Raw genomic sequence first — 19,378 nt, 5'->3', positions numbered from 1 at the left:
CATGATAAAATAAGTAAATTGCTACCTTTGTAAAATAACTAGTTTGGTGATGTAGCTCAGTCGGTAGAGCATCGGACTGAAAATCCGTGGGCCGGAGGTTCGAGTCCTCTCATCACCACTTTATACCTTACATCTAAGCCTAGGACTAATTTCTAAGCCTGTTTGGCTTTGGTAAGCTACAGCCCTTTTTCGATCCACTTGTCTGCTTTAGCATAGTGTAGATGGTGCGTATGGTAAATATTAGCTTACCTTTTATGGCATTTTGCTTTAGCATGGCACCAAGTTTTATGATCCCTAGTTTTGTAGCCTGATTCACTCATACAAAGATGCTCAATCAACTTTTTACCAGAATTTTTACTTCAAAAAAAGAAAAACAACTTCGTTTTTACAATCAAAAAGTACAAGAAATCAATCAAATTTATGGATCATTACAGCCCCTTTCCCATGATGCATTACGGGAAAAAGTTACAGCGATTCGTCAAGAGATAACTGCCTATTTACAGCCCATTAGGTCCGAAATAGCACAACTCAATAAGTCAGGGGATGAACCATCGGGCGATGCTTTGGCTATAGCTAATAGAAGGATAGACCAATACAAACGGTTGGAGCAGTTAAAAAAGCAACACAAAGCAGCATTGGCAACCATTTTAGACCAAGTATTGGTACCTGTTTTTGCTATTGTAAAAGAGACCGCGCGCCGTTTTAGGGATCATAACCAGTTAATGGTGTCGCTCCATCCGCATGATCAAGCTATTGCGGCCACTAAGTCTTATGTGACCATAGAAGGCGATAAAGCCATTTGGCAGAATCAATGGCAGGTAAGTGGCCATAGGGTTGTTTGGGAAATGGTACACTACGATGTTCAATTGATAGGCGGAATGGTTTTACACCAAGGGAAAATAGCTGAAATGGCTACAGGCGAAGGTAAAACTTTAATTACAACCTTAGCAGCATTCCTAAATGCATTAAGCCATCAAGGCGTCCATGTAGTTACCGTCAATGACTACTTGGCCAAAAGAGATGCCGAATGGATGGCGCCTATTTTTGAATTTCATGGCTTTACAGTGGATTGTATAGACAACTATATGGCCTACTCCACTGGACGGCAACGTGCCTATCAGGCAGATATTATATTTGGTACCAATAATGAATTTGGCTTTGACTACCTTAGGGATAATATGGTAACAGATGCGAGCGATTTGGTCCAACGTGCACACTATTTTGCTATTGTAGATGAAGTTGATTCTGTACTTATTGATGATGCTAGAACACCGCTTATTATTTCAGGTCCCGTAGAAGAGAGTGACGAGCATATTTATAAAGAGTTGGCGCCTAAGATTGCACAATTGTATACCCTACAAAAGCAACTAGTGATTAAGTTTCTACAAGAAGCCAAGCAAAAAATAAAAGAAGGCGATATAGAAGCAGGAGGACTCGCGCTTTTTCGTGCCTACAGAGGCTTACCTAGATATAAACCTTTAATTAAATTCCTTAGTGAAAAAGGCATGCGTCAGATCTTAGATAAGATAGAGTCTTACTACATACAAGAAAATGCTAAGATGATGCCTCAAGCAGATGAACCCCTTTTCTTTTCCATTGATGAAAGAAACAACAATGTTGAAATCACTGAAAAAGGGTTGGCCTATTTAACAGAGCAAGAAAATAATCCTTCTTTTTTTACATTACCAGACGTAGCAGCCCATATTGCAGCTATTGAGAATGACACTACCTTAACCCATGAAGAAAGCATTGCGCAACGTTCTTATTTTCAGCAAACCTATAAGGTAAAAGCACAACGCATTCATGCCTTACATCAATTGTTAAAAGCCTATTCCTTATTTGAGAAAGATGTAGCCTATATTGTAGCTAAAGGGAAGGTAAAAATTGTAGATGAACAAACCGGTCGGGTGTTAGAGGGTCGTAGATATTCAGATGGTCTACATCAAGCCTTAGAAGCGAAAGAGGGGGTTCATATTGAAAAACCTTCTCAGACCTATGCCTCTATTACCCTTCAAAGCTACTTCCATATGTATGATAAGCTAGCCGGTATGACGGGTACAGCTGAGACAGATTCAGAAGAATTTTGGGATATTTATGGTCTTGCGGTAGTACCTATTCCAACCCATAGACCATTGCTACGGGAAGACAGGGAAGATAAAATCTATAAAACAGCACGAGAAAAATTTAATGCGATCATTGAAGAAATTGTCGCCTTATCTACCCAAGGAAGACCAGTTTTGGTGGGTACTACTTCAGTAGAAATATCTGAATTAGTAAGTAAAATGCTTGCTTTGCGCAAAATTTCCCATCAAATTTTAAATGCAAAACACCATCAAAAAGAAGCAGAAATAGTAGCGCAAGCCGGTATGGCGGGTACCGTTACGATTGCCACCAATATGGCAGGCCGTGGTACCGATATTAAATTGACTCAACCTTCAAAAGCAGCCGGTGGGTTGGCTATTATTGGTACGGAACGTCATGAGTCCAGGCGTGTAGATAGACAGTTGCGTGGCCGTTCTGGACGACAAGGTGATCCAGGTTCTTCTCAATTTTTTCTTTCCTTAGAGGATAATTTAATGCGCCTCTTTGGTTCTGATAGAATTGCTGCTATAATGGATAGAATTGGTTTAGAAGAGGGAGAAGTTATTCAGCATAGCATGGTAAGTAGGTCTATCGAAAGGGCACAAAAAAAAGTAGAACAGAATAACTTTGCCATGCGGAAACGTTTGTTAGAGTATGACCGTGAAATGGGTACCCATCGCAATGCCGTCTACCAAAGACGGACCCACGCCTTATTAGGCGAAGGCGTTGAGGTGGATATTATGAATATGCTCTATGATACGATAACCAACATTATAGAGCATGAAAATAGTAAATTAGAAGCAAGCGTCCTAAATCCTATTTTTTTCGCTGTATTTGGCATTTCAGATGCTTTTTCAACATCATTTTTTGTAGGTAAGAAAAAAGAAGCCCTTATAGAGGATATTTATCAGCGGTTGACAGCGCTATATTACGAACGGATTACAACATTACAGGAAGGGTTATTTTCCTATTTTAAGCAGTCGACTGTAGGCAAGAGTCATAGCTTAGAAGCCCCTTTTTTTGACGGTAAAATGTATATTAACGCCACTGTTGATCCTGTTACTTTTATGGCTTCCCGTGGAAGAAGATTGGTTAAAAATTTAGAATGCATGGTTGTGCTGCATGTAATTGATCAACACTGGAAAAGCCATTTGCGCACTATGGACGATTTAAAACAATCGGTACAAAATGCTATTTATGAGCGGCAAGACCCTATTATAACCTTTAAGTTTGAAGCCTACCATTTATTTAGAAAATTTATGGCCACGGTAAGTCAAGAAATTATTACTTTCTTGTTTCATGCGCCGCTTTATGCACAGTTGCCATTGAAGAACCCTATGGAAGAGCCATTGGGTAAAAAGGAATAGATATTAAAAATAAGCTGTTGCCGCATCTGGAGTTGTTTTGGTATAGCGTCCCGCCTTACCTTACATTTTGGGTCTTATACAACTATTGGGTTAAGCGTATTTTTAACGTTCATCACTGCCTCTGGTTTCTTTTAACTCATTGACAATAAAGTATAATTTAAAAGTGTAAAGCCACCGAGTAGTGGCTTTACCTTTAGTAACAATTGATTTAACAATTGATTTAACAATTTTGTACGCAACTGCTTAAGCGTTAGTGCTATTAGAGACTGCTTGTCGCAACCACTCAGCAATATCTGTCGCACCATGTTCTTCTGCATACATTAAAGCAGTCTTATTTTGGTTATCTGTTGCCTTTAAGTCTGCGGTTTTTTCTATCAACAATTTAGCAATTTCTTTGCTATTATACATTGCTGCATACATTAAAGAATTTTTCCTTTGGTTATCTGTTTCATTCGGATCTGCTTTTTGTTCCATCAATAGATTGAAAACATATATTTTATCATGTTTTGCTGCATACATCAAAGCAGTCTTTCCGTTGTTATCTTTTTGATGCACATCAGCTTTACTGCTGAACAACAATTTGATAACATTGTTTTTATTATATTCTATCGCATGCATCAAAGCAGTCATTCCTTTGTTATCTTTTACATTTAGATTTGCGCCTTTTTCTATCAATAAATGGGCAATATCTTCTCTTTCATAGGTTAATGCTACTGTATACATCAGAGCAGTCTTTCCTGTAATACTATTTGTTACATCCAAATCTGCCTTGTTCTTTATCAATAAATCGGCAATATCTTTATTATTGTGTATTACTGCATGCATCAAAGCAGTGTTTCCGGTAAATGAATCTTTTACATCTAGACTTGCCCCTTTTTCTATCAATAAACGGGCAACAGGTATGCTATTATACTTTGTTGCAAGCATTAAAGCAGTCCTTCCTCCTTTGTAATCTTGTATATCTATAGTGGCATTATGCTTTATCAATAAATTGGCCAGCTCTACATTATTACATCTTGCTGCATGCATTAAAGTGGTTTTTCCTTCTTCACCTTGTATGTCCAGCTGTGCCCCTTTTTCTATTAATACCTTAGCAACATCTGTACTATTATTTTTTCCTGTATAGATTAAGGCAGTATTACCTTGTGAATCTTGTACATTCAGCTTTGGGTTGTTTGCGAGCAACACTGCAATGACCTCTTTTCTATTTTTATTTACTGCATACATTAAAGCTGTGGCACCTTGGTCATCTTGTATATCTATAGTGGCATTATGCTTTATCAATAAATCGGCCAGCTCTACATTATTATATCTTGCTGCATGCATTAAAGCTGTGGCACCTTGGTCATCTTGTATATCCAGATCTGCGTGGTCATCTATCAATTGCCTAACATCTTCTATAGTACCATTTACCGATGCCGCGATCAAGGGTGCCACTCCATATGGCGCTTTCCTACTTATAGTATTGCTCTTAGTTGTATGAGATGGCTCTAGCGTTGATGGACTGGTTGATGGTGCAGCAGTGGTACTGCTGTTACTTAATTCAGTTGTGGTGGGTAACACTGTTGTGGTTGATAAGCCTGGGGATGTAGTTGTGAAGTTGGTGCCATTTGACCCAGTAGTGTTGGAGGGCGCTGCCGTGGCTGTACTAGCAAGATTATATCCCAATAGACCAACACCTGCAAGTGCAACTGCCCCTATCGCTGCCCCATAAATGTATTGCTGTCGGTTTCTATTATAGGCCCTTCTTGTATCACCTAAAGTAGGCCGATGTATGGCTTGCTTGCTCTCTACACAAGCAGAAAAAGTGTTTAAGCTTAAGAGCCCGATGCATAGGCCGACCTTACCGTTTATCTTCTTCATAGAAATGATATTTAAAATATTAAAAACATATTACCAACAATAAGCAAAGTGCTTTCAATAGAATAAAATGGCTTCCATATTATGGCCCTCTGCTTAAAAAATTAAGACAAAAAGAAACCTTAAATAAAGATTAACACTAAGTTAGACCGAAGTATCTCTCTGTCCCCTATAGTTTATACTTAGTAAAAAATAAATACAATTCCAAATGAGACAACTGCCTTGGTAGGCCTATACAATGTTTTATATTTGACTAGCTCTTATCCATAGCCTGCGCAATTTTTGCTTTAATAGCTGCTTCTATCTTATTAAAAAGTTCTGGATGGCCATTTAAGAGCTCCTTGCTGGCCTCTCTTCCTTGGGCGAGCTTATGGTCTTCATAGGAAAACCAAGATCCAGCTTTCTTTACTACACCTAATTCTACGCCAATATCAATAAGTTCGCCAACTTTAGAAATCCCTTCTCCATAGACAATATCAAACTCAACCACTCGAAAAGGAGGTGCTACTTTGTTTTTTACAATCTTAACCCGAGTGCGTTTCCCTGATACGGTTCCATCACTCTCCTTTAGTGAGGTCATACTACGGATATCCAGCCGTACAGAGGCATAAAATTTTAATGCATTCCCACCTGTAGTGGTTTCTGGGTTACCAAATAGGACACCAATTTTTTCCCTAAGTTGATTGATAAAAATGCAAGCACATCCTGTTTTATTAATCGTTCCGGTAAGTTTGCGTAAGGCTTGTGACATCAAACGTGCCTGTAATCCCATTTTGCTATCACCCATATCCCCCTCTAGTTCACTACGTGGCACTAGTGCGGCTACAGAATCAACAACTAAGATATCTATGCTACCAGAACGAATCAGATGTTCGGCTATTTCTAGCGCTTGTTCCCCATCATCTGGTTGGGCGATAAGCAAATTTTCCGTATCTATGCCCAAACGCTCCGCATAGCTTTTATCAAAAGCATGTTCGGCATCAATAAATGCAGCTAACCCACCTTTTTTTTGGGCCTCTGCAATACAGTGTAAAGAAAGTGTGGTTTTCCCAGAAGATTCTGGTCCATAAATTTCAATAATTCTGCCACGTGGTATGCCACCTATGCCTAGTGCTAGGTCTAAACCGAGAGAACCTGTGGAAATGACTGGAACATCTACTACATGATTGTCACTTAACCGCATAACTGCTCCGCGTCCATATGTTTTTTCTAACTTGTCAATGGTAATTTGTAACGCTTTTAATTTTTCTGTATTATCCGTCATAGTCTAAGTTTAAAAAAATAGAAATTCCCTAAATTGTGTAGTAGCTTAATAGTTTGTTTATGAACAAAGCCATCTGCAGTTAACGAAATAATTAGATGATCAATAGCATGTATTGGCCAAGTAGGCCAATTGATCCCTAAACATACTACATTTATTTGACATGGCATCATCATAGCCAATACTTTGTATCGAAGCTATAAGCGTTGTTTTATATCTTATGGCTTTGGTAGGTCTTCAAATTTTTAGTCTAATAAGGTGTTGAAAACGTATTGCTTAGAGAAGAAAAAGCTGATTATACAATTTATTTTATACCTATTGCTATCTATTTATGCAAGCTTCTTGCATGCAGCTGTTGGTAAACCTCTACCCATTAAAGAAGTCATTGTAGGCGTGAACCATATGCATAAAAAGGCATTGCAAAAACATTCTATTTATCAGCCCTATACTACCTTTCTAGGTATGCCCATCAAAAAATGGCTTTATCAGTGGGGCAATCACCATTTTAATCTTGAAAAGATAAAAAACGACTGTGCAGCTATTGAAGCAACCTATGGCTATCGAATCCGTAAAGCCTCTAATAAAAAAGAAAAAATTAAGCTTATGGCCACACGGGATAAAGCTATTAAACGAAAAGAAAATCTAGCAAAAAATGGAAACCGTCTCATGCGTATGGGTGAAAAACCCTTATACTATGACCCAATCTATGTGCACCATAATGAAAAAATATTTTTAAACTATCTTCATTCCAAAGGCTATTTAGATGCTGAAATTATTACTAAAACTGATTTGAAAAAATCAAGTATACGTGTAACCTATTCCATAAAGCCAAAAAATTTATATAAAATTATTTCAACAAGGTTACAAGCAAGCGATCAAGCCATCGACACCCTATTGGCCAACCATAGTAATGAAAGTTTGATTAAAATAGGCGATCCTTATGGCTATCAAAATTTTGTCAACGAGCAAGAACGTATTATAAACCTATTGTCAGATAATGGTTATTTTGAATTTAATGAACAATATGTACACTTTATAGCTGATCGATCAGACGGTGACCATACTATAGCGGTAACTACTGTAGTAGATCTACCTGATCCTAAAATGGCCTACCATAAAACAAAGATAGGACGTATTGTAGTGGATCTAACTACCCAACAGGATCATGCTTCGAGTATAACCTGTGTACTAACCAAAGTATGTCAAGGTCTTTATTTTTTAGTTCCATCAGATGGATATCCCTTAGATGACATAGCTGCTAAAATACCGCTTCGACCTGGAGATTTGTACAACAAAAGTAAGATTTTAGAAACCTACGAGCGGCTCCATCGCATTGCTACATTTGGGTCTATTGCTATTCTACCCAAAATAGAAGGGGATGAATTAGTCATTTATATTCATGCCAAGCCTGATGAGCGCATAAGATTCCAAATAGAAATTGGCGGACAATGTGTCAATCTGAACCTTAATAAACTCCGTCCTGCCATCAAATTAAATCCCATTATAAAGCGCGTTGGAGGGCTAGGTATACTGCAGATAGAGGCCAGTGTTGCTCTAAGAGAGGATTTTGTAACCCAAAGATTTCACCGGAATATTACCTACGGATTGCGTGGTAAATTTACTACGCCATGTTTTATACTTTTTTTATCAAGAAAAACCAATCTAATGGTGGAAAAGTTTAATCCAACCACCACTATGGCTATCGATTATAGTTTTACTAAAAATCCTGTTTACAGTAGCAAAAAAATAGATGCAGGATTAAATTATGATTGGTATAGTAAACATGTCTTATACCAATGCTCCCCTTTTAAAGTGACATTTGACTACCCTCAAGTTCTAGATAACTCAAAAACAAACCAATCGCATATAAAATTACCATCTTTTTTGACTAGCATGGGATGCATACTTACCATACGAGCAGCCACGCCTACGTTATATTTCAATCCGCTGGTCAGCTATAGATGGATGGTTTCAATCGATATAGAGCATGGAGGGCTCTATGAACATCTTTTTCTGATGAAGAAAATTTTACCTAAGGAGATTCAACTGTATAAGTATCTTAAAATTGAGATGGGTTATCGACATGCTTTTGATCTTACAGCCTACACGACACTAGTTTACCAATCTAAATTAGGTGCTGTTAAGGGATACAAAGCAACTGATAAAGTGCCCCTAGACAAACAATATACAATAGGAGGATATGGTAGCGTGCGCGCTTGGGATAGAGGAGTGGTTGGACCTGGTCTGTATGAAAGCGAGGAAAATAACAACGAAATACAAAAAGGTGATTTGCTTTTACTAGGCAATATAGAACTACGTCGAAAGTTGATTGGCTATTTAGAGGGAGCGATTTTCCTAGATATAGGTAATACTTGGAAGCTAGGAAAAGATGCGCCATTAAAAATGAAATTTAAATTTCATAAATTTTACAAAGCTTTTGCAGTAGGAGGTGGTTTTGGATTAAGATTAAATTTGTACAATATTTTTATACTTTGTGGGGATCTGGCATTCCCATTATATAGGCCTTCTGGAAGCAAACTACAGAAGCTAAAACCCATTTTTAATTTAAATATTGGCTATCCTTTTTAAGATTGCCATATACTTGTTATACGACATAAAATAAGGTATGCCATACCTTTTAAATAGGATGTAATCATATGCAGCAAAATACAATAGCACTAAGGTTAAACATTACTGAAGTAAATGTAATTATTAAAGCTTTGTCTGAAAAGCCTTTTCGGGAAGTATATGAATTAATAGGAAAAATTCACGAACAATCCAATGCACAACTCAAATCACATTGCACGCAAGTTCAAACCAATAAGCCCATCGATACCTGTCGTTTACATGATAAAGAATAATTTTATATTTTTACTTTCATCTATTCTTGCTTGTATATGCACATTCATCAACTTTTAGTAGCTGCCATGGATGTAGTAAAATCAGTCATCTATTATGACGGACAAAGGTTACTGGAATGTATCTTAGTAGTTGTATCCATTTTTTCCCATTTTTTAGAAGCACGCCAAAATATTTGGAGCAAAATTTTAGCCTTTCCTATAGCTTTAACGAATATCTATGTTTACTCAGTTAGACAGCTTTATGGAAAAGTGATCTATAGTATCGTTTTTATATTCTTCAACGTATATGCCTATCTAAAATGGAAAGGAACCTTGCATCGAAAACCGTTACAAGTGAGCAGAATATCCTATAAAATGCTTTTATCTATTACTGGGCTGAGTATGTTGGGTAGCATGGCGTGGAGCTTTATAGCATATATATATCTTAATAAATTGTCATTTATATCTACATATGGCGATACTTGTTATATGTTTTTAGGTTTTATGGATAAGTGGCTGATGTCGCATAAAAAATTAGAACGATGGATGATTGCGATTTTTCGTTATATCATCTTCTCCTTAGCTTGCTATCAAAAAGGCGCTATCATCTTGAGTATACAGTACCTGATTCTATCAGCTATAGGGATTTATGGTCAAATACAATGGTACATAGCTTACAAAGCAATGAAAATATAAGTGAATCTGCTTTGAATAGGTCATACATAAGATCATATATTAAGTTTAGATTAGCTCTTGAATGGCTGGCTTGAATCTAAAAACCCTCTTTATCGTACCCATGTATGGCTGTAATCATTATAAGCATGCATGTAATTAGAGAAAAAAACAGTAAATTCGAGCCATTAATCCCCAATGTCTGAACTGTATTGGGATTTTCATAAGGTCTATTGCATAAGTCAATAGACCTTATGAAGGATAAATGAATAGCATCCTCTTGTACAACAGAAGTTATAGAGCAGGAGGGAGTCTATTCTAGAGTGGTATATAAATATAACTTACGAAATCTTAGTAAAATGCCTTGTGGTAGGAAAAGAAAAAGACAAAACGTAGCTACACATAAGCGTAAAAAGCGTCTTAGGTTAAATAGACATAAAAAGAAAAATAGATAGCACTTAAGTGCCAAGAAGCATTATTATCTACTTTGCTTAACTATTTATTAAATAGGCTACTGATTGCTTTCTAGGTTTTTGTAAAAGCGTAAACAAAATGAGCACGTGGGTAACGAATTAATAATTAATAGTACAGATAATAATTGTAGAATAGCACTTCTAAAAGATGGAAATCTTTTTGAGTATCAGGTAGAAAAAGAAGACAACAAATTCAAAGTAGGCGATATTTATTTGGGAATTATTAAAAAGGTAGTTCCCAGTTTAAATGCAAGTTTTGTAGATGTAGGATACAAAAAAGATGCTTTTTTGCATTATTTAGATCTTGGTCCGCAGTTTAATTCTTTAAAAAATGCGATTCAAGTAGTTAGGCATCAGCAAGGTAATGTAAAAAATCTAGTTGATTTTGTAGTTGAGCCCTCTATAGACAAGCTTGGTAAAATTGGAGATGTACTGACAAAAGGGCAAGAAGTATTGGTACAAATTGTCAAAGAGCCTATTTCTAGTAAAGGGCCTCGTATAGCTTCCGAGCTAACTTTACCTGGTCGTTACATGATACTTATACCTTTTATAGATACGATTAGTATTTCTAAGAAAATTACAAATGCTGAAGAAAGAGAGCGACTAAACCGTTTAATCGCTTCTATTAAGCCAAAAAATTTTGGTATAATTGTGCGTACGGTAGCAAAAGGAATTGATGTCGCTACATTAGACAGAGATCTTAAAGATCTTATCAATAAATGGAAAAAGGGAATAGAGCAACTGGTTAATGCATTACCTGGGGAAAAAGTTATAGGTGAGGTAAATAGAGCCTATACTATTTTACGGGATATGCTCAACGAGTCTTTCGACAGTATTGTTGTGGACGACCAACTTCTTTATGCTGAAATAAAACAGTATATACATACAATTGCACCCGACAAGGAGAAGATTCTTAAACTTCACCAAAGCAAGATTAAGCTTTTTGAACAGTGGGGTATAGAACGTCAATTGAAAACCCTTTTTGGCCAAACCGTTGGTATAGAGGGGGGAGGCTATTTAGTTATTGAGCATACTGAAGCCATGCATGTTATTGATGTGAACAGTGGCAATAGGACATTAGATGAAGAAGGGCAAGGGAGAATGGCTTTAAATGTCAATTTAGCCGCTGCACAAGAAATTGCACGGCAATTGCGTTTGCGGGATATGGGAGGCATTATTGTAGTGGATTTTATAGATATTAAGGACATAGAAGATCGTAAGCTCCTTTATCAAAAAATGAAGGAGCTGATGAAAGAAGATCGTGCGAAAACTTCTGTTTTACCATTGTCCAAGTTTAGTATTATGCAAATCACACGGCAACGGGTCCGACCAGAAATGAATGTAGTTACAAGAGAGCTTTGCCCATCTTGTAATGGAACAGGAAAAATTGATGCTTCTATATTGGTTTCAGAAAGAATTGAAGAAAGCTTGCGTCTTGTTTTGATGAATCAAAATGAAAAAGGTATAAGACTTTTAGTCCATCCTTATCTCTATGCTTACTTTACCAAAAATTTATTCTCTAAGAGATTTAGATGGTTTATAAAATATGGTAAGTGGGTTACATTGATTGAAGATTCTTCAATGGCGGTAACAGATTATAAATTTGTCAACCGAAATCAAGAAGAAATAGAACTTTATTAGTGCTTTTTATACTTTTATTACCAATGGTTTTGGCTTATTATAAGCCAAAACCATTTTTCTTACTCCCTATAAGTCGGTAACAAAGCAGGCTGACATCCTAGCTGTGAAAAACATCTGTTTGGCTAGATGGTTGGATTAGGCTTGTATAATTGAAAGGGAACCATTAGATTAATATTGAGCACAATAAAGAGGTGCACAACCATCTAAAAACTAAAACAAATAAGGTTAATTAAGATGCGATACTTTCATTATACATCGGTAGCTAACCTAGTTAACTTATTTTTTTATTTTGATTAGCATGGACATGGAACTTAGATAGATAAAGGCTGAAGGCGGTAAAAGCAATAAAAAAGTTAACGCAACGAATAATAAAATTTATGGGAACCACTAACCTACCTAAACGTAGCAAAGCATCTACCTTACTGGCAACCATTTTAGGTATAATTTTTTGCTTATTTACCTATCCAAGTAAAGGAAAAGATAAAGAAATCGAAAGTCTTTCCACAATTATACAAAATACAGAGGAGTATTGCAAAAAAGCATTAAAAAAAAGTTTTACTTTAAAACATTTAGATCATCAAGGCCTCTATCGGCTTCAACAGGCAGCAATAGCGGGTGGTGTGGCTATATGCAACGCAAAAAATCAAAGACAAATTCCCCAAACATTGGGGGAAATCAATTTTTTTAAAATTATAGATCACTTGCAGTATGATCGGCCGATTGATCCAATCATAAATGATACCCCTTATATAAAATTTTGGTCATATGATTTGTCCCATCAAAGCTGGCATAAAGCCAGTCTCATATCCTATTTGCAACAACCCGACACCCAGATAAATAGCGACGCTTCCGCTACGGCTACAAAAAAAACAATTTTAACAGATCAGAATAACTTATTGGATGATCAGCCTGTAGTTACAGATGGGCTATTGGAAGAATTGCTGGGTGTTCACACACTTACCACTCATGCAGAGCAAGCAAAAAGTATATGGGCTAAATTTTCATTTGATTGCTCCCTAGGGGTTGGAGCTGTTTTCCATACCAATCGGTTGGAACAAATGCAACTACTCCAAAGGCAAAACAATACTTACTTTTTTAGGACTAAGACAGGTGAAGTATACAAACCCAATTGGTTCCACAATACCCTTTATAAAGTCACAGATTTTGATCCATTTGATTCTATAGAATATAGCGACACTGAAAAGACAAAATTTCAAGGAAAAGGGTTAGGCGTGCCTGTTACATTAGCGATACAATATCTTTGTAGCCAGCGACTGTTCATAGGTTTGGGTAGAGAAATGATCTTTAATGCTACCAGTAGATTGACCCATTATCACAACCACATACCCTGTAAGGCATATCATATGGATCAAAAATGGTCTGCACAGGGAAGATGGTTTGCCAAATGTGGGTGGTATGCGTTTGGCAATGAAAAGCATAGATTCTTTGGGGATATTCGGCTATTTTATGTGCGTCATTTGGGTAGTAATTTGGCTAAGTTGGTAACCTTTGGCCCCTATTTACATCAAACAGTTGCCTATAATTTCGGTCTAGGATACGAGCAGCAGCTGACGGATTACCTTTCATACACCATGCGTTTTGCTATGGAATTACAAAGATTTAAACAATTTGCCTATAAAATTTACAATATTCAATACAGACAACCGGCTATTTATCTCCAAGTAGGTCTTTCTATGCGATGTACTAAGTATAATACTGATAACCATTTTAAAAACAGATCCTACCATACTAAAAACCATACATTAAACGACCCAAACAAGCTGAATGGTCTACAAGATTTGTTGGATTTAGATTAATGCTTTCTTGTAAATATTTGGTTATTCCAATCATATGTATTATTATAATACAGCTAGTTGTTATGCAGATGGTTCAATTTTTATAAAAAACTAGTAACTGCTCGTTAAGCAATTAGCTAACTTTTTAGCTTGTTTCATGTCCAGGGGACTTAACTAAAGTCTACAACTATTCAATTTTAAATTATACCACATTTAACATATTATTGTCATGAAAATTAAAATTGCATTGCTTGGCTTATTCTTTGCCAATAATATCGTACATCCTATATACGCGGATCCATTAGAGCATCGATTAGAAGTAGACAAAACCAACACACCTCTAATAATTGAGCAGGATCATGTAAAAGTAAAAGAATCCCAAGAAGAGGAAGCTAAATCTGAACATTTAATAAAATTAGGTGCTGCTATTACAATGGAGCCTGCTGTAGTGTACCAGAACAAAAAATGGTCGCCTAAAAACAGCATTAGTGCAAATCTAACCTTCAAAGCAGAGGTGCCAAACGCTTGGTGTAACCAAACTGCAATCTTCAATATTGCTGCTGCTTGCAAAGAAGACAACACTAAGCTGAGTAGTGCCACTGTTACCATTGGAAAAATGACAACGATTGGCTGTGCTTCTACTATTTTGTCTTATGAAAAAGCAGATGGTGCTTTACTTATTTCTCCAGGAAAAAATGTGTTACAAATAAAAAATCAGCATACCTTTGACTGGTTCCGAATTGGCTATGCCATTGAGAAGCCTATTGCGTTGCAAATAGGATTGTTTGATAAAACTCAACCAGAGAAAGAAAAATCAACATCAAAAGAGAAAGAAGAGAAAAAAGAAGAAGGGAACGGTAAAAAAGAAAAGGAAGAAAAAAAGGGGAAAGGGCCTATTCAATTAGATAACCTAGAAGATAAGGAACGTCCTTTTAAAATTAAAAATGGTTTGCCCTCCTTTGGGTTAAACCTAAGCGTGGTTACAGATGACCTTAATATTAGCCTAAGTGGGTTAGGTCGTTTCACAGACTACACACATAGTACTGACCCTAATGCAAAAAATTTGCCTAATAAACTAGCTGTTACCTATGGTGGACATTTAGGTGTTCAGTATCAGGTAGTACCTAAAAAGTTTACCATCACAGGACAAGGGGCTTATGTACATGGGTTGGGTGATTACCTACCGGGTCTTGCAGGGATTCAAAGTGATGACGAGCGGAAAGAAATGTGTGCAGCCTACTATGTAGATAAGGATAAAGATAAATTGTCTTTTATAAATGCATGGGGATTTGGCGCTGCTTTAACCTGCTGTGTAACACCTAAGTGGACGCTATCTATAAGAGGCTCTTATCTTACTACTCCAGAAGATTCCGAGAAGCCGGCTTCAGCGTTTCGTAATAAATGGAACCTAGTTCCGAATCTAGCCTATGCGTTCAATAAGTACTTCACCTTTTCTGGTGGGTATAATGTAGAAGAAGAGTATAAAGTAGATAACAAAAAAAACAAGGGAGCCGTACACAAATTCTCTGGGAGTATAAAATTTAGCTTGTAGCATCACTAGAAGAGACATGGTTGAGAACCTTATATAAACTTTAGTTGTATATAGAGATGGGATTTACCTAGTTTGAAGGTGGTAACCCATAAAGCTAGCTATTACCCCTAATCATAAATTAAAAATTAATATGCATAAAAACATAATAAAAGCCACTGTAATGCTAAGCTTAGGATTTGTAGTAAGCAGTATTATTTTTGTTTTAGGACTATACTACACCCGTTCAAATGTAGTAGCATCTGTTAGTGTAAAAGGGCTTTCAGAAAGGGAAGTCGATGCCAATCTAGGTATATGGACCATTCCGTTTGAGGCAGTAGATAGTGATTTAGAGGGCGTCAATAGGAAAATCAAAAAACAAACAGAAATATTACTTGCTTTTCTAAAGCAACAAGGTTTTATAGATAAAGAAATTATACATGGTACCCCAGAATTTCGCTATCTTGGAAAAAATGAGGCACAGCCTGTAGGGAGCTCAATAAAGATGGAAATCGTTGTACATACATCCAATGTATTTTTACTATATGAAACTGTACAAAAGTCTCAAGAGCTCATGAAACTAGGTGTTTGCATAACCTATCATAGATGGGATGGACCAGCTAAATTTATCTTCACAGATTTAAATAAAATTAAGCCATCTATGATTCAAGAGGCTACCATCAATGCTAGAAAAGCGGCAAAGCAGTTTACTATTGATGCAAATGTTCCTTTAGGCAGATTGCGTAGCGCTTCTCAAGGTGCTTTTTCTATAGAAGATACCCATATTCCTACTAAAAAACGGGTCCGTGTAGTAACTCAGATGCAATATGCTATTCAATAACCAATACCTGTTCGAATAGTTCGTTTATTATTTTGTCTGCTTAGATTTATACGAAGTTTTTGCTTATAATATCCCAGAATAGTTAAAAATATAGCGCAATACCTCCTCTAAAGCGATAGATCTATATTAAGCGTATATTGTTAAATTGATGCCATAAAAAGTATGAATGGGTTAGATGTTTTACTCATTATACCCCTTATTTGGGGCAGCTATAATGGGTTTAAAAAAGGGTTTATCGTAGAGCTAATTGCTTGTGCTCTAGTGGTATTGGGTTGCATAAAAGGTGTTCCTTTATTTTATACATTGCTACCGATCATAAAAAACAAAATACCTGCTTTAGCTACTTTCCTTCCTATTTGCTTGGCCGTTCTGATGCTTTTTATAGGAGGAGGAGTAATTTATTTCCTAATAAAATTAATAAAAGGCATTTTAGTGATTGCTGTGCTGGGTATATTTGATAACCTACTAGGGGCACTATTCGGGCTGTGTAAAGTCGCATTCTTTATCAGCTTATTGATCTACTATTGGCGCCTTTTACAGCTTACTCCTTTACCCAGTATCTATACAGATAATAGCCTGTTGTTCCCATTATTAGAAGCTATTGTTCCAAAGATTTTACAGTCTGTTACGGGTAAGCTCTATCTGCTTAGCGCATGGCCTTCATTAAAAGTGAAATGTCATTGATCCCCTCATAGCACATCGTGCAAATAAAGTATCTGTTCACAACAATCGTCAATAAAGCATTTTATCACACTTTTTTCTTGATAAAAAAGTGTAAAAAAAATCAAGCCCTGGGTAAAAAGTTTCTAAAAACGCTCCTTACAGCTGGAAAAACAGAACTTGCCCGCTACGCGGGCTTTGAACAGGCTGTTTTTCTATTCAGCTATAAGGAGCGTTTTCTGATCACAACTATTTTACAAGGGGCGTTGTTTATTTTTTGCCTACGCTGCCACACCACAGCCATTGCAAAAAAAGCTGTACAAAGCTGTTTGCTCTACTTTTTTATCCCAGGCGTTGATTTTTACTAGTAATGTGATTTAGAAGCTCTTTTTCGTTGATTAGGATCCAATATAGCTTTTCGTAAACGGATAGATTGCGGTGTAACCTCTACACGTTCATCATGTTTTATATAAGTAATTGCTTCTTCTAATGTCATCACAATCGGTGGACTTAATCGGATGGATTCGTCTGAGCTTGATGCGCGCATATTCGTAAGCTGTTTTCCTTTTAATAAGTTTACTTCTAGATCATTATCCCTATTGTGTTCTCCTACAATCATCCCACCGTAGACCTTTTCACCTGGACCGATAAACATTTTACCTCGGTCTGCTAAATTAAAAAGAGCATAGGCAACTGCATCGCCCATACCCATTGCAATCAGTACCCCATTGCGCCGGCCAGTAATGGTTCCACGATAGGGACCATAACTATGGAAGGTCCTATTCATAATACCGGTACCCCTAGTTTCAGTAAGAAAAGTGCCATAATAACCAATTAACCCACGTGATGGCCCAACAAAAACAATACGTGTTTTGCCCCCACCTACTGGACGCAGGTCGTTCATCTCTGCTTTTCGCACATTCATAGATTCAATTACAGTGCCTGAAAATGCATCATCTACTTCTATTTGTATTTCTTCTAATGGCTCTAGTTTTTCACCATTAGGTCCTAATTTAATCAATACACGAGGTCTACTAATGGAAAGTTCAAATCCCTCTCTTCTCATAGTTTCTATTAAAACCCCTAACTGTAATTCACCACGTCCTGCTACTTCAAAAGAATCTTTATTAGGACTTTCTGTTACTTGGATTGATACGTTTGATTCAAGTTCACGCATAAGCCTATCACGTAGGGCATTAAAAGTGACCTTATTGCCTTCTTTTCCAGCGAGTGGAGAATCATTTACTGAAAAATTAATGGCCAGTGTAGGTGGATCTATAGGAGTCGCAGGTAAAGCTTTGATCACTGTAGGCGCACAAATAGTATCCGCTACGTTGGCCCGTTGCATCCCTGCAATGGCAATAATATCACCAGCATATGCTGTTTCAATGGGTACATGTTCCATACCCCGGAAAGCCATAATTTTTGTAACCTTACCATTTTCTACCACTGCATTATCCTTATTCAGTGCTTTAATGGCCTGCTGTACTTTCAAGCTACCCGTGAAGATACGTCCTGTGAGCATACGACCTAAATAAGGGTCATATTCCCTTGCTGTTATAAGCATGGAAAAATCATCATTTAAATCTACAGTTGGGGCAGGTACATGGTCTAGGATTAGATCAAATAAGGGGGATAAATCTTTTCGTTCACCATCTAATGTTCTACTAGCCCAACCTGCTCTGCCAGAAGCATAGGCGGTAGGAAAGTTAAATTGCGCCTCTGTAGCCTCAAGTGCCATAAACAGTTCTAAGATTTCATCTTCCACTTCTTCTACACGCGCATCCGCACGATCAATCTTATTAACCACTACAATAGGACGTAATCCTAGCTTTAAAGCTTTACTTAAAACGAATTTAGTTTGGGGCATGGTTCCTTCTGCAGCATCTACCAATAAGACTACACCATCTACCATACTCAAGATGCGTTCTACTTCTCCGCCAAAGTCAGCATGGCCAGGTGTGTCTACAATATTGATGCGGGTATCTTTCCAAACTAAAGAGGTACACTTGGCCAAAATCGTAATGCCACGTTCTCGCTCTAAATCATTAGAGTCCATAACCCGCTCGGCTACTTCCTGATGGGATCTAAATGTTCCACTTTGCTTTAATAAGTTGTCTAATAAGGTAGTTTTTCCGTGGTCTACGTGTGCTATAATGGCAATATTACGTAACGATTGCATGAAATCTTTTAATTTAATGGCCGGCCCCTAGGCTAGGGGTAGTTTAAATAACGTTAATTAAAAAGAAGAGTAGTCATCTATTATATTTATTGTGCTTCATTGTGGTAGAAAGAGAATAAGTCTAAAGATACCGACTAAACTCCTACAAAGATAAGGAGAAGGTGATAACATATCT

13 protein-coding genes and 1 tRNA gene are annotated in these 19,378 nt (G+C 37.0%); 11 read left to right on the top strand and 3 right to left on the bottom strand.

The window, feature by feature from the left end; translation table 11 throughout:
- Positions 1-45 precede the first annotated feature (45 nt).
- Positions 46-118: transfer RNA gene (locus CHV_RS00350), tRNA-Phe, on the top strand.
- Positions 119-326: 208 nt separating this feature from the next.
- On the top strand, positions 327-3,449 hold the full coding sequence (gene secA / locus CHV_RS00345) for a preprotein translocase subunit SecA (RefSeq protein ID WP_051602104.1): 3,123 nt from the start codon (positions 327-329) through the stop codon (positions 3,447-3,449).
- 243 nt (positions 3,450-3,692) lie between these two features.
- On the opposite strand, the gene CHV_RS00340 is transcribed toward secA, so the two are convergent.
- Both CHV_RS00340 and recA read right to left on the bottom strand, forming a co-directional pair.
- Positions 3,693-5,312: an ankyrin repeat domain-containing protein gene (locus tag CHV_RS00340; RefSeq protein WP_034576325.1), complete on the bottom strand. Its 1,620-nt coding sequence runs from the start codon at positions 5,310-5,312 to the stop codon at positions 3,693-3,695.
- Between the two features lie 250 nt (positions 5,313-5,562).
- Complete coding sequence (gene recA, locus CHV_RS00335) at positions 5,563-6,573, bottom strand: recombinase RecA (protein ID WP_034576324.1); 1,011 nt, start codon at positions 6,571-6,573, stop codon at positions 5,563-5,565.
- A gap of 255 nt (positions 6,574-6,828) precedes the next feature.
- Between recA and CHV_RS00330 the strand changes: the two genes are divergently transcribed.
- The 9 genes from CHV_RS00330 (at position 6,829) to CHV_RS00290 (ending at position 17,389) form a co-directional block, all read left to right on the top strand.
- Positions 6,829-9,159 (top strand): BamA/TamA family outer membrane protein, encoded by a 2,331-nt coding sequence (locus CHV_RS00330; protein WP_156933579.1) that lies wholly within the window; start codon positions 6,829-6,831, stop codon positions 9,157-9,159.
- Between the two features lie 68 nt (positions 9,160-9,227).
- A complete protein-coding gene (locus tag CHV_RS00325) occupies positions 9,228-9,431 on the top strand; it encodes a hypothetical protein (protein ID WP_034576321.1) in 204 nt (67 codons plus the stop codon).
- Between the two features lie 66 nt (positions 9,432-9,497).
- A complete protein-coding gene (locus CHV_RS00320; RefSeq protein ID WP_165393832.1) occupies positions 9,498-10,106 on the top strand; it encodes a nicotinamide mononucleotide transporter family protein in 609 nt (202 codons plus the stop codon).
- A gap of 536 nt (positions 10,107-10,642) precedes the next feature.
- On the top strand, positions 10,643-12,196 hold the full coding sequence (locus CHV_RS00315) for an Rne/Rng family ribonuclease (RefSeq protein ID WP_034576319.1): 1,554 nt from the start codon (positions 10,643-10,645) through the stop codon (positions 12,194-12,196).
- A gap of 377 nt (positions 12,197-12,573) precedes the next feature.
- On the top strand, positions 12,574-14,013 hold the full coding sequence (locus CHV_RS00310) for a hypothetical protein (protein WP_034576317.1): 1,440 nt from the start codon (positions 12,574-12,576) through the stop codon (positions 14,011-14,013).
- A gap of 208 nt (positions 14,014-14,221) precedes the next feature.
- Positions 14,222-15,544, top strand: coding sequence for a hypothetical protein (locus CHV_RS00305; RefSeq protein ID WP_034576315.1), 1,323 nt, complete (start codon positions 14,222-14,224; stop codon positions 15,542-15,544).
- Between the two features lie 130 nt (positions 15,545-15,674).
- Positions 15,675-16,361 (top strand): SIMPL domain-containing protein, encoded by a 687-nt coding sequence (locus CHV_RS00300; protein ID WP_034576314.1) that lies wholly within the window; start codon positions 15,675-15,677, stop codon positions 16,359-16,361.
- A gap of 162 nt (positions 16,362-16,523) precedes the next feature.
- Positions 16,524-17,045, top strand: a complete 522-nt coding sequence (locus CHV_RS00295) for a CvpA family protein (protein ID WP_034576312.1) — start codon at positions 16,524-16,526, stop codon at positions 17,043-17,045.
- A 77-nt stretch (positions 17,046-17,122) separates the two neighbouring features.
- On the top strand, positions 17,123-17,389 hold the full coding sequence (locus tag CHV_RS00290; RefSeq protein WP_034576308.1) for a hypothetical protein: 267 nt from the start codon (positions 17,123-17,125) through the stop codon (positions 17,387-17,389).
- On the opposite strand, the gene typA is transcribed toward CHV_RS00290, so the two are convergent.
- Positions 17,386-19,203, bottom strand: coding sequence for a translational GTPase TypA (typA, locus tag CHV_RS00285; protein WP_034576306.1), 1,818 nt, complete (start codon positions 19,201-19,203; stop codon positions 17,386-17,388). The two genes, CHV_RS00290 and typA, sit on opposite strands and share 4 nt — an antisense overlap.
- Between the last annotated feature and the right edge of the window lie 175 nt (positions 19,204-19,378).

Origin of the sequence: Cardinium endosymbiont cBtQ1 of Bemisia tabaci, from assembly GCF_000689375.1 — a bacterium.
In the GTDB taxonomy this organism is placed as follows: Bacteria; Bacteroidota; Bacteroidia; order Cytophagales; family Amoebophilaceae; genus Cardinium.
The sequence above is the reverse complement of the archived record's forward strand: the minus strand, read 5'-3'. Positions and strand labels throughout refer to the sequence as shown.

Excerpts from the sequence above, each read along its gene's own strand:
- secA (WP_051602104.1), top strand. The coding sequence starts at position 327 with ATGCTCAATCAACTTTTTACCAGAATTTTTACTTCAAAAAAAGAAAAA.
- CHV_RS00340 (WP_034576325.1), bottom strand. The coding sequence starts at position 5,312 with ATGAAGAAGATAAACGGTAAGGTCGGCCTATGCATCGGGCTCTTAAGC.
- recA (WP_034576324.1), bottom strand. The coding sequence starts at position 6,573 with ATGACGGATAATACAGAAAAATTAAAAGCGTTACAAATTACCATTGAC.
- CHV_RS00325 (WP_034576321.1), top strand. The coding sequence starts at position 9,228 with ATGCAGCAAAATACAATAGCACTAAGGTTAAACATTACTGAAGTAAAT.
- CHV_RS00320 (WP_165393832.1), top strand. The coding sequence starts at position 9,498 with ATGGATGTAGTAAAATCAGTCATCTATTATGACGGACAAAGGTTACTG.
- CHV_RS00310 (WP_034576317.1), top strand. The coding sequence starts at position 12,574 with ATGGGAACCACTAACCTACCTAAACGTAGCAAAGCATCTACCTTACTG.
- CHV_RS00305 (WP_034576315.1), top strand. The coding sequence starts at position 14,222 with ATGAAAATTAAAATTGCATTGCTTGGCTTATTCTTTGCCAATAATATC.
- CHV_RS00300 (WP_034576314.1), top strand. The coding sequence starts at position 15,675 with ATGCATAAAAACATAATAAAAGCCACTGTAATGCTAAGCTTAGGATTT.
- CHV_RS00295 (WP_034576312.1), top strand. The coding sequence starts at position 16,524 with ATGAATGGGTTAGATGTTTTACTCATTATACCCCTTATTTGGGGCAGC.
- typA (WP_034576306.1), bottom strand. The coding sequence starts at position 19,203 with ATGCAATCGTTACGTAATATTGCCATTATAGCACACGTAGACCACGGA.